11 protein-coding genes are annotated in these 11,448 nt (G+C 69.5%); 8 read left to right on the top strand and 3 right to left on the bottom strand.

What is annotated here, in order from left to right:
• Positions 1–172: 172 nt before the first annotated feature.
• Positions 173–466: a DUF397 domain-containing protein gene (locus ACIQMV_RS37595; RefSeq protein ID WP_141357761.1), complete on the bottom strand. Its 294-nt coding sequence runs from the start codon at positions 464–466 to the stop codon at positions 173–175.
• A gap of 281 nt (positions 467–747) precedes the next feature.
• Here ACIQMV_RS37595 and rpsO point away from each other — a divergent pair, with 281 nt between their 5' ends.
• The 5 genes from rpsO (at position 748) to ACIQMV_RS37620 (ending at position 6,239) form a co-directional block, all read left to right on the top strand.
• Positions 748–1,035 carry a 30S ribosomal protein S15 gene (rpsO, locus tag ACIQMV_RS37600; protein WP_141357759.1) on the top strand — a complete coding sequence of 96 codons (288 nt, stop codon included), beginning with the start codon at positions 748–750 and terminating at the stop codon, positions 1,033–1,035.
• 348 nt (positions 1,036–1,383) lie between these two features.
• The gene (locus ACIQMV_RS37605) at positions 1,384–3,603 is read left to right on the top strand and encodes a polyribonucleotide nucleotidyltransferase (RefSeq protein WP_402597584.1); all 2,220 of its coding nucleotides are present in this window, start codon (positions 1,384–1,386) and stop codon (positions 3,601–3,603) included.
• Entirely contained in the window at positions 3,600–4,979 is a 1,380-nt protein-coding gene (locus ACIQMV_RS37610) for a pitrilysin family protein (protein ID WP_141357757.1), read from the top strand. The genes ACIQMV_RS37605 and ACIQMV_RS37610 overlap by 4 nt, the downstream gene beginning before the upstream one ends.
• A gap of 36 nt (positions 4,980–5,015) precedes the next feature.
• Positions 5,016–5,768, top strand: coding sequence for a 4-hydroxy-tetrahydrodipicolinate reductase (gene dapB / locus ACIQMV_RS37615; protein WP_402597577.1), 753 nt, complete (start codon positions 5,016–5,018; stop codon positions 5,766–5,768).
• Between the two features lie 15 nt (positions 5,769–5,783).
• A complete protein-coding gene (locus tag ACIQMV_RS37620; protein WP_141357753.1) occupies positions 5,784–6,239 on the top strand; it encodes a hypothetical protein in 456 nt (151 codons plus the stop codon).
• A gap of 79 nt (positions 6,240–6,318) precedes the next feature.
• Here ACIQMV_RS37620 and ACIQMV_RS37625 read toward each other — a convergent pair whose 3' ends face one another.
• Positions 6,319–6,873, bottom strand: a complete 555-nt coding sequence (locus ACIQMV_RS37625) for a hypothetical protein (RefSeq protein ID WP_402597578.1) — start codon at positions 6,871–6,873, stop codon at positions 6,319–6,321.
• Positions 6,874–7,006: 133 nt separating this feature from the next.
• Positions 7,007–7,246 (bottom strand): hypothetical protein, encoded by a 240-nt coding sequence (locus ACIQMV_RS37630; protein ID WP_401781901.1) that lies wholly within the window; start codon positions 7,244–7,246, stop codon positions 7,007–7,009.
• A 202-nt stretch (positions 7,247–7,448) separates the two neighbouring features.
• Between ACIQMV_RS37630 and thyX the strand changes: the two genes are divergently transcribed.
• From thyX to ACIQMV_RS37645, 3 genes are all read left to right on the top strand, one after another.
• Entirely contained in the window at positions 7,449–8,189 is a 741-nt protein-coding gene (gene thyX / locus ACIQMV_RS37635; protein WP_225080559.1) for an FAD-dependent thymidylate synthase, read from the top strand.
• A gap of 215 nt (positions 8,190–8,404) precedes the next feature.
• Entirely contained in the window at positions 8,405–9,304 is a 900-nt protein-coding gene (dapA, locus tag ACIQMV_RS37640; RefSeq protein WP_402597580.1) for a 4-hydroxy-tetrahydrodipicolinate synthase, read from the top strand.
• Between the two features lie 157 nt (positions 9,305–9,461).
• Entirely contained in the window at positions 9,462–11,147 is a 1,686-nt protein-coding gene (locus tag ACIQMV_RS37645) for a ribonuclease J (RefSeq protein WP_402597581.1), read from the top strand.
• The last annotated feature ends 301 nt before the right edge of the window (positions 11,148–11,448 follow it).

The raw sequence follows: 11,448 nt of genomic DNA on the forward strand, positions 1-11,448 counted from the left end.
AAGCCGTACAGAAGGTGAACACTGAACGCGAGGCGCCAAGGCTCATGAACCAATCTGTCCGGTGGCGTCATTGAAGGCCCGGCCGGTCAACCGCGCACATCCGGCGGGACGGTTGACAAAAAAAGGGGGGCGGCACGCGCACGTGCCGCCCCCCTTCGTATCCGCGCGCCCCTCACTCGGACGCGAGACCGCCGTTGTGCGGAGCCGGCTCCAGGTCGAACTCACCGTCCCGTGCGCCCAGCACGAACGCCCGCCACTCCGCCTCCGTGTAGCGCAGCACCGTGTCCGGGTCGAGCGAGGAGCGCATGGCGACGGCGCCCGCGGGCAGGTAGGCGATCTCGACGCGCTCCTCGTGCTCCTCCGTGCCCGGCGCGCAGTGCCACTGCACGCCGGAGATGTCGAGCGCGTACAGTTCGTCGCGCTCGCGCTCCTTGCGGGCCTTGATCTCCGCTTCCGTCTCCGCCATGTCGCAGCGACCCCTTCCAGACGCGCCCAACGGTGCCGGGCTCACCCTAGTGGCCCGCCGGCCCGCCTCGGCGGGATCGGAGAACCGGGGGAAATCGGGCCGCCACGGCCTGGTACCCTGTGTGACGGCCGTTTGTGTACGCACCCCCGGAGCCCTCGCAGGAAGTCCTGCGGGCCCTGGAGGCCGCGCCCAGCGGATCCCCGCCTCCCGAGTAACGGAAGCTCCCCTGAGATGAAGACCGGGGGCACTCGGAGGCCACTCACGGAGCACGAGGAGTACGAGTGTCGCTCGACGCCGCCACGAAGAAGCAGATCATCACCGAGTTCGGTACCAAGGAGGGTGACACCGGCTCCCCCGAGGTCCAGGTCGCGATGCTGTCCCGTCGGATCTCCGACCTGACCGAGCACCTCAAGACCCACAAGCACGACCACCACTCCCGCCGCGGTCTGCTGATCCTGGTCGGTCAGCGCCGCCGCCTGCTGCAGTACCTCGCCAAGAAGGACATCACGCGCTTCCGCGCGCTGGTCGACCGCCTCGGCATCCGCCGTGGTGCGGCGGGCGCCAAGTAAGACGTCGTGAAGGGAGCGGTTCCCGGGAGACAGGGGATCGCTCCCTTTGCCGTACGTAAGGGAACGTACGGGAACGTGCGGAGTGTCGGTGCCGCTTTGTAGTGTGGTAGCACGACGCAGTACCCATGACACGGCGTGATACGGCCTGCCCGAAGAGGGCACGGCACGTCATCGCGCCCGACGAACGAGGAGGAGCGCACCTCGCCGCCGCCGGTCCTCGGTAGTGGCCCCCGGGAGAATGAACCCCGGGTGCTTCGATCGAAGACCGGCCCGCACCAGACGGAGCGCTTCTCCGCCACCGTCCACCCGCCACACGGGCGGGAGGACGACGACGAGGAGAAAACGCTAGTGGAGAACGAGACCCACTACGCCGAAGCCGTGATCGACAACGGCCCCTTCGGCACCCGTACCATCCGCTTCGAGACGGGCCGCCTGGCCAGGCAGGCCGCCGGTTCCGCCGTCGCGTACCTGGACGACGACACCATGGTGCTGTCGGCCACCACCGCCTCCAAGAACCCCAAGGACCAGCTCGACTTCTTCCCGCTCACGGTGGACGTCGAGGAGCGGATGTACGCCGCCGGCAAGATCCCCGGCAGCTTCTTCCGCCGTGAGGGCCGGCCGAGCGAGGACGCGATCCTCACCTGCCGCCTGATCGACCGCCCGCTGCGCCCGTCCTTCAAGAAGGGCCTGCGCAACGAGATCCAGGTCGTCTGCACCGTCATGGCGCTCAACCCCGACCACCTGTACGACGTCGTGGCGATCAACGCCGCGTCCGCGTCCACGCAGCTGGCCGGTCTGCCCTTCTCCGGCCCGATCGGCGGCGTCCGCGTCGCGCTGATCCGCGGTCAGTGGGTCGCCTTCCCGACGCACACCGAGCTCGAGGACGCCGTCTTCGACATGGTGGTCGCCGGTCGCGTCCTGGAGGACGGCGACGTCGCGATCATGATGGTCGAGGCCGAGGCCACCGAGAAGACCATCAAGCTGGTCGAGGGCGGTGCCGAGGCCCCCACCGAGGAGGTCGTCGCCGCCGGTCTGGACGCCGCGAAGCCCTTCATCAAGGTGCTCTGCCGTGCCCAGTCGGACCTCGCCGCCAAGGCCGCCAAGCCGACCGGCGAGTTCCCGATCTTCCTCGACCACCAGGACGACGTCCTGGAGGCGCTCACCGCCGCCGTCCGCCCCGAGCTCTCCCAGGCGCTCACCATCGCCGGCAAGCAGGAGCGCGAGACGGAGCTGGACCGCGTCAAGGGGCTGGCCGCCGAGAAGCTGCTGCCCGAGTTCGAGGGCCGCGAGAAGGAGATCTCCGCCGCGTACCGCTCGCTGACCAAGACCCTGGTCCGTGAGCGCGTCATCAAGGAGAAGAAGCGCATCGACGGCCGCGGTGTCACCGACATCCGCACGCTGGCCGCCGAGGTCGAGGCCCTCCCGCGGGTGCACGGCTCCGCGCTGTTCGAGCGTGGCGAGACCCAGATCCTGGGCGTCACCACCCTGAACATGCTCCGCATGGAGCAGCAGCTGGACACCCTCTCCCCGGTGACCCGCAAGCGCTACATGCACAACTACAACTTCCCGCCGTACTCCACCGGTGAGACCGGCCGCGTCGGCTCCCCCAAGCGCCGCGAGATCGGCCACGGCGCCCTCGCCGAGCGCGCGCTCGTGCCGGTGCTGCCCGCACGCGAGGAGTTCCCCTACGCGATCCGTCAGGTCTCCGAGGCCCTCGGGTCCAACGGTTCGACCTCGATGGGCTCGGTCTGCGCCTCCACCATGTCGCTGCTGAACGCCGGTGTGCCGCTGAAGGCCCCGGTCGCCGGTATCGCCATGGGTCTGATCTCCCAGGAGATCGACGGCGAGACGCACTACGTGACGCTGACCGACATCCTCGGTGCCGAGGACGCCTTCGGAGACATGGACTTCAAGGTCGCCGGTACGAAGGAGTTCGTCACCGCCCTCCAGCTCGACACCAAGCTGGACGGCATCCCGGCCTCCGTGCTGGCCGCGGCCCTGAAGCAGGCCCGTGACGCCCGCCTCCACATCCTCGACGTGATGATGGAAGCGATCGACAGGCCGGACGAGATGTCCCCGAACGCGCCGCGGATCATCACCGTGAAGATCCCGGTCGACAAGATCGGCGAGGTCATCGGCCCCAAGGGCAAGATGATCAACCAGATCCAGGAGGACACGGGCGCCGAGATCACCATCGAGGACGACGGCACGATCTACATCGGTGCGGCCGACGGTCCGTCGGCCGAGGCCGCCCGTGCCACGATCAACGGCATCGCCAACCCGACGATGCCCGAGGTCGGCGAGCGCTACCTGGGCACGGTCGTGAAGACGACCACCTTCGGCGCGTTCGTCTCCCTGCTCCCCGGCAAGGACGGTCTGCTGCACATCTCGCAGATCCGCAAGCTGGCCGGCGGCAAGCGCGTGGAGAACGTCGAGGACGTGCTCGGCGTGGGCCACAAGGTCCAGGTCGAGATCGCCGAGATCGACTCCCGCGGCAAGCTCTCCCTGGTCCCCGTGATCGAGGGCGAGGAAGACGGCAACGACAAGAAGGACGACGCCGACAAGTGACGTCCCGTGGCTTCAAGGCGACGGCCCGCACCTCCTCGGAGGCGCGGGCCGTCGCCCGTACCCAAACCCTCATCAAGGGCCAGAACGGCATCGGCACCGTCCGCAGGACCACCCTCCCCGGCGGCCTGCGCATCGTCACCGAGACCCTGCCCTCCGTGCGCTCGGCCACCTTCGGCATCTGGGCGCACGTCGGCTCCCGCGACGAGACCCCCGCGCTGGGCGGTGCCACGCACTACCTGGAGCACCTGCTCTTCAAGGGCACGTCCCGCCGGTCCGCCCTGGACATCTCCTCCGCGATCGACGCCGTCGGCGGCGAGATGAACGCGTTCACGGCCAAGGAGTACACGTGCTACTACGCGCGCGTACTCGACACCGACCTGCCCCTCGCCATCGACGTCGTCTGCGACATGCTCACCGGCTCGCTGATCCTCGAGGAGGACGTCGACGTCGAGCGCGGCGCGATCCTCGAAGAGATCGCCATGACCGAGGACGACCCCGGCGACTGCGTGCACGACCTGTTCGCGCACACGATGTTCGGCGACAACCCCCTCGGCCGCCCCGTCCTCGGCACGGTCGACACGGTCAACGCCCTCACCGCCGACCGCATCCGCCGCTTCTACAAGAAGCACTACGACCCCACCCACCTGGTGGTCGCCTGCGCCGGCAACATCGACCACGCCAAGGTCGTACGCCAGGTCCGCGCCGCCTTCGAGAAGGCGGGCGCCCTCAAGAACGCCCAGGCCGCCCCCATCGCCCCGCGCGACGGCCGCCGCACCCTGCGCGCCGCCGGCCGGGTCGAGCTCCAGAACCGCAGGACGGAGCAGGCGCACGTCGTCCTCGGCATGCCCGGCCTCGCCCGCACCGACGACCGGCGCTGGGCCCTGGGCGTGCTGAACACCGCCCTCGGCGGCGGCATGTCCTCCCGCCTCTTCCAGGAGGTCCGGGAGAAGCGCGGCCTGGCCTACAGCGTGTACTCCTACACCTCCGGCTTCGCCGACTGCGGACTGTTCGGCGTCTACGCCGGCTGCCGTCCGAGCCAGGTGCACGACGTGCTGAAGATCTGCCGGGACGAACTCGACCACGTCGCCGAGAACGGCCTGACCGACGAAGAGATCGGCCGCGCCATCGGCCAGCTCCAGGGCTCCACGGTCCTCGGTCTGGAGGACACGGGTGCGCTGATGAACCGTATCGGCAAGAGTGAACTGTGCTGGGGCGAGCAGATCTCCGTCGACGACATGCTGGCCAGGATGGCGGCGGTCACCCCGGACGAGGTCCGCTCGGTTGCCCGGGAGATCCTGGGACAGCGCCCGTCGCTGTCGGTCATCGGCCCGCTCAAGGACAAGCAGGCCGCGCGTCTGCACGACGCGGTCGCCTAACCCCCTGTCCGTCCGTCGGTGGTAAGGAAGCAAGAGATGAGCAAGCTGCGCGTGGCGGTCCTCGGTGCCAAGGGCCGGATCGGGTCCGAGGCGGTACGGGCGGTCGAGGCCGCCGAGGACATGCAACTGGTCGCTGCCCTCGGCCGGGGCGACAAGCTGGAGACCCTCGCCGAGACGGGCGCCCAGGTGGCGGTCGAACTGACCACCCCCGGGTCGGTCATGGGCAACCTCGACTTCTGCGTACGGCACGGCATCCACGCCGTCGTCGGCACCACCGGCTGGACCGACGAGCGCCTCGCGCAGCTGCGGGGCTGGCTGGCCCAGTCCCCGCAGACCGGTGTGCTCATCGCCCCGAACTTCTCCATCGGCGCCGTGCTCACCATGAAGTTCGCGCAGATCGCCGCGCCCTGGTTCGAGTCGGTCGAGGTCATCGAGCTGCACCACCCGAACAAGGCCGACGCCCCCTCCGGCACCGCCACCCGCACCGCGCAGCTCATCGCCGAGGCCCGGGCCGAGGCGGGCTCGGCCCCGGCCCCGGACGCCACCGTCACCGCCCTGGACGGAGCGCGCGGCGCCAGCGTCGACGGGGTGCCGGTCCACGCCGTGCGCCTGCGCGGACTGCTCGCCCACCAGGAGGTCCTGCTGGGCGGCGAGGGGGAGACGCTCACCATCCGCCACGACTCGCTCCACCACAGCAGCTTCATGCCGGGCATCCTGCTCGGCGCGCGCCGCGTGGTGACCACTCCGGGCCTGACCGTCGGCCTGGAGCACTTCCTCGACCTGAACTGAGCCCTGAAGCCCCTCATGCGCGCGAAGATCACCTACCTCGTCACGGCCGCCGTCCTGGTCTTCTACTTCGTCCTGGTCGGCAGCCGCGGCGTCATGCTCATCCAGTACGGCACACCCGTCACCGTCGCCTTCGGGATCGCCGTGCTGATCCTGCCGTTGATCGGCCTGTGGTTCCTGTGGAAGAACACCCAGTTCGTCCGCCGGGCCAACCAGCTCGCCGCCGAGCTCGACGCCGAGGGGGGCCTGCCCGTCGACGAGCTGAGCCGCACGCCCAGCGGACGCGTCGACCGTGACTCGGCCGACCAGGTCTTCGCCCGGCGCAAGGCCGAGACGGAGGCGGCCCCCGACGACTGGCGCACCTGGTTCCGTCTCGCCGTCGCCTACCACGACGCCCGCGACACCCCCCGCGCCCGCAAGGCGATGCAGCGGGCGATCGCCCTGCACGACGGCAAGCCGGTGCAGGCCGCCTGACACCCGGAGCACCCCTGTGAACGCGGAGGGGCCCGGTCCGCGCGCGGACCGGGCCCCTCTGGCATGTCGTCGGCCGGGGTCAGCGCTTCCCGTTCTCCGCCGCCCACGCCTCCACCGCGTCCGCCGCCCGGTCGAACGCCTCGACGCGACCCAGGAAGTCGGCGTTGTGCGTGGTCATCAGCGACGGCGACTCCTGCTGTCCACGGCCCCTGCGGCCGAGCACCAGAGCCTGCCCCTGCACCGTGCGCGGCAGCCCCAGCCAGCGCACCGGCTGCTGCACCGTCCGTACACCGGCGACCTGCGCCCACGGCGTCGTACGGGTGACGAGGAGGCTCACGTGTCGCAGCCCGCGCGCGCTGACCCAGACGCCCATGCGCAGCAGCCGCAGCGCGCCGGTGATCACGACCAGGGCGACGACGAAGCAGAAACCGGCGGAGGACAGCGTGGCGGTGAGCGCCGTGACGACCCCCGCGAGCAGCACGAAGGAGGCGAGCAGCAGCAGGAGGGCGGCCGCCCCCACACGCCACGGCCCGGGCCGGTAGGGGCGTCGCCAGCGCTCGCGGTCGTCGAACGGCAGCGCTACGTCGTCCGCCGCGTCGAAGGCGCGGTCGGCCGTCAGGAAGGACAGGGGCACGGCTGGTCCTCACTCAATCCATGCATGGGCTGTGCCCGGTGAGGCTATCCGCCTGGGTCCGTGCCCACCACCCGTGGGGGCCGTGGAGGTGATCTCCGCACCGCCGGCGCGGCGGTGGGGGGTCCGGACCCGCTCAGTGTCCTGGGGAGACCTGGGACTGCTGCGTCTCGGCGGGGGAGTGGCTGATGGTCAGCGCGGGCGTCCCCAGAATCACGGAGCCCACGAGCGCGGCGACGATGGTCAGCCCCAGCAGGCAGCGCCCGGCTATTCGGCCGGTGGACGCGCGTTCGCGCGGCGGGGGAGCGACATTGCTGCGGAACCGGTCGGCTTCGGCGACGAAGGCGAACGGTACGGGTTCGCGCCGACGGAACATCGGGGGTACGACTCCTTCCGGGGGTCGAACTGGGGTGTCTCACCCATACAGACGACCGAGTGTCCCAAAAGGTGCCCGGTTTCGCCGAATTCGCAGATCTTCACCGAAGATGTCGTGCCCCGGCACCGAACGCCCCGATGTCAGAGCCGGGCCGTAGAGTGGTCGCCGCCCGTCAGCCGTCAAGGAAGGGACCCTCCGAGCCGTGACCGCCACCCCCGCCGACGACCCGAAGCCCAGCTTCCGCAGTGACATCACCGTCGAACTGGTCAAGCACACCGCGTCCGACGCCGACGTGCTGTTCGCGGCCCGCGTCTCGACCATCGGAGAGCAGTCCCTGGCCGAGCTGGACAAGGACCCCGAGCGCTCCAAGGGACTGATCAACTACCTGATGCGCGACCGGCACGGCAGCCCCTTCGAGCACAACTCGATGACCTTCTTCATCAGCGCCCCCATCTTCGTCTTCCGTGAGTTCATGCGGCACCGCGTGGGCTGGTCGTACAACGAGGAGAGCGGGCGCTACCGCGAGCTGGAGCCGGTCTTCTACGTCCCGGACGAGTCCCGCAAGCTCGTGCAGGAGGGACGCCCGGGCAAGTACCGGTTCGTCGAGGGCACCCAGGCCCAGCAGGAGCTCGTCGGTCGGGTCATGGCGGACTCCTACCGGGAGGCGTACGAGGCCTACCAGGAGATGCTCGCGGCCGGTGTCGCCCGTGAGGTGGCCCGCTCGGTCCTGCCGGTCGGCCTGTTCTCGTCGATGTACGCCACCTGCAACGCCCGCTCGCTGATGCACTTCCTCGGTCTGCGCACCCAGCACGAGCTGGCCAAGGTGCCGTCCTTCCCGCAGCGGGAGATCGAGATGGTGGGCGAGAAGATGGAGGCCGAGTGGGCCAGGCTCATGCCGCTGACCTATGCCGCCTTCAACGCCAACGGCCGGGTCGCGCCGTAGCCGGCGCCCGCCCGCCCGCTCCGGTACAGATGTACGGTTCAGCCGCGCGAAGTGTCCGGATTGCGGCCCTTGGAGAAGTTCATCTAGCCTGATCAAACGGACCCGGCACTGCTTGAACCCCCGAGCAGGCAGTGCCGGGCTCCATCTTTGCCCCCACCCGCCGGCCCGCCCCCCGAGGGCAGCCCTCACATTGAGCAGCGAGTAGCGTGTTACCCATGGCTCCGACCTCGACTCCGCAGACCCCCTTCGGGCGGGTCCTCACCGCCATGGTCACGCCCTTCACGGCGGACGGCGCACTCGACCTCGACGGCGCGCAGCGGCTCGCCGCCCACCTGGTGGACGCAGGCAACGACGGCCTGATCGTCAACGGCACCACCGGCGAGTCCCCCACCACCAGCGATGCGGAGAAAACGGACCTGGTACGCGCGGTCCTGGACGCGGTCGGCGACCGCGCCCACATCGTGGCCGGCGTCGGCACCAACGACACCCGCCACAGCATCGAACTGGCCCGCGCCGCCGAGCAGGCCGGCGCGCACGGCCTGCTCACCGTCACGCCGTACTACAACAAGCCCCCGCAGGAGGGCCTGTACCGCCACTTCAAGGCCATCGCCGACGCCACCGGCCTGCCGGTCATGCTCTACGACATCCCCGGCCGCAGCGGCGTCCCGATCAACACCGAGACGATCGTCCGCCTCGCCGAGCACCCGCGGATCGTCGCCAACAAGGACGCCAAGGGCGACCTCGGCCGGGCGAGCTGGGCCATCGCGCGCTCCGGTCTCGCCTGGTACTCCGGCGACGACATGCTGAACCTGCCCCTGCTCTCGGTGGGCGCGGTCGGCTTCGTCTCGGTCGTCGGCCACGTCGTCACCCCGGACCTGCGCGCCCTGGTCGAGGCGTTCACCGCCGGCGACGTCCAGAAGGCCACCGAGATCCACCAGAAGCTGCTCCCCGTGTACACCGGCATGTTCCGCATCCAGGGCGTCATGACCACCAAGGCCGCGCTCGCCCTCCTGGGCCTGCCCGGCGGCCCGCTGCGGCCCCCGATGGTCGAGCTCACGCCCGAGGAGACCGAGCAGCTCAAGATCGATCTTGCCGCCGGCGGGGTACAGCTCTGACAACGAGACTTCGCACCACCCCGTAACACCCGAGGCCTGACAACTGAATAGGCGGGCCACACCGGCGCCCGCATCCCACCATGACAACTGCTTCTGCACGAACGTCACGCGCGCCACGTGCCCACCGGTACGTGGCGCGCGTGGTGAGGAGAGTCTTTTGAGTCATCCGCATCCTGAACTGGGCTCGCCCCCGCGTCTCCCCGACGGCGGTCTGAGGGTCACACCCCTCGGCGGCCTCGGCGAGATCGGCCGGAACATGACCGTCTTCGAATACGGCGGCCGCCTGCTGATCGTCGACTGCGGAGTGCTCTTCCCCGAGGAGGAGCAGCCCGGAATCGACCTGATCCTGCCGGACTTCTCGTCCATCCGTGACCGTCTCGACGACATCGAGGGCATCGTCCTCACCCACGGTCACGAGGACCACATCGGCGGTGTCCCGTTCCTCCTGCGCGAGAAGCCGGACATCCCCCTCATCGGCTCCAAGCTGACCCTCGCCCTCATCGAGGCCAAGCTCCAGGAGCACCGCATCCGTCCGTACACCCTCGAGGTGGCGGAGGGACAGCGCGAGCGCGTCGGTCCCTTCGACTGCGAGTTCATCGCGGTCAACCACTCCATCCCGGACGCCCTCGCGGTCGCCATCCGCACCCCCGCGGGCATGGTCGTGCACACCGGCGACTTCAAGATGGACCAGCTGCCGCTGGACAACCGCCTGACCGACCTCCACGCGTTCGCCCGGCTGAGCGAGGAAGGCATCGACCTTCTCCTCACCGACTCCACCAACGCCGAGGTTCCCGGCTTCACCCCGCACGAGCGGGACATCTCCAACGTGCTGCGCCAGGTCTTCGCCGGCGCCAGCAAGCGGATCATCGTGGCGAGCTTCGCGAGCCACGTCCACCGCATCCAGCAGATCCTGGACGCCGCGCACGAGTACGGCCGCCGGGTCGCCTTCGTCGGCCGGTCCATGGTCCGCAACATGGGCATCGCCCGGGACCTGGGCTACCTGAAGGTCCCGCCGGGTCTGGTGGTCGACGTCAAGACCCTGGACGACCTGCCCGACCACGAGGTCGTGCTCGTCTGCACCGGCTCCCAGGGAGAGCCCATGGCGGCCCTGTCCCGCATGGCCAACCGGGACCACCAGATCCGCATCGTCCAGGGCGACACGGTGATCCTGGCGTCGTCGCTGATCCCGGGCAACGAGAACGCGGTGTACCGAGTCATCAACGGTCTGACCCGCTGGGGCGCCAACGTCGTGCACAAGGGGAACGCCAAGGTCCACGTCTCGGGCCACGCCTCGGCCGGCGAGCTGCTGTACTTCTACAACATCTGCCGCCCGCGGAACCTGATGCCGGTCCACGGTGAATGGCGCCACCTGCGGGCCAACGCCGAGCTGGGCGCCCTCACCGGAGTGCCGCACGACCGGATCGTCATCGCCGAGGACGGCGTGACCGTCGACCTGATCGAGGGCAAGGCCAAGATCTCCGGCAAGGTCCAGGCCGGCTACGTGTACGTCGACGGCCTCTCCGTCGGCGACGTGGGCGAGCCCGCGTTGAAGGACCGCAAGATCCTCGGCGACGAGGGCATCATCTCGGTCTTCGTGGTGGTCGACTCCACCACCGGCAAGATCACCGGTGGCCCGCACGTCCAGGCCCGCGGCTCGGGCATCGACGACTCCGCCTTCGCCGCGGTCATCCCGAAGATCGCGGAGGTCCTGGAGAAGTCCGCCCAGGAGGGCATCGCCGACGCCCACCAGCTCCAGCAGCTCATCCGCCGCACCCTCGGCAAGTGGGTCTCGGACTCCTATCGGCGCAGGCCGATGATCCTCCCGGTCGTCGTGGAGGTCTGACCCCGCACGTCCCCCGGGACGCGCGAACTGGTGGCGGGGCACCTCGATTTGCATCGGGGCGCCCCGCTCCAGTACGTTTACGGCTCCGCCAGGATGGGAACCCGAAGGCTTCATGCACTTCGGAAGACACTCCCGGAAGCGGCGGGAAATCCGACTCAGAATCTCTGATAAAGTCGGAGCCGCTGGAAAGGGAAACGCGAGAGCGGAAACCTGGAAAGCACCGAGGAAATCGGATCGGAAAGATCTGATAGAGTCGGAAACACCGAAGGGAAGCCCGGAGGAAAGCCCGAGAGGGTGAGTA

It is taken from the genome of Streptomyces sp. NPDC091412, from assembly GCF_044756885.1.
In the GTDB taxonomy this organism is placed as follows: domain Bacteria; phylum Actinomycetota; class Actinomycetes; order Streptomycetales; family Streptomycetaceae; genus Streptomyces.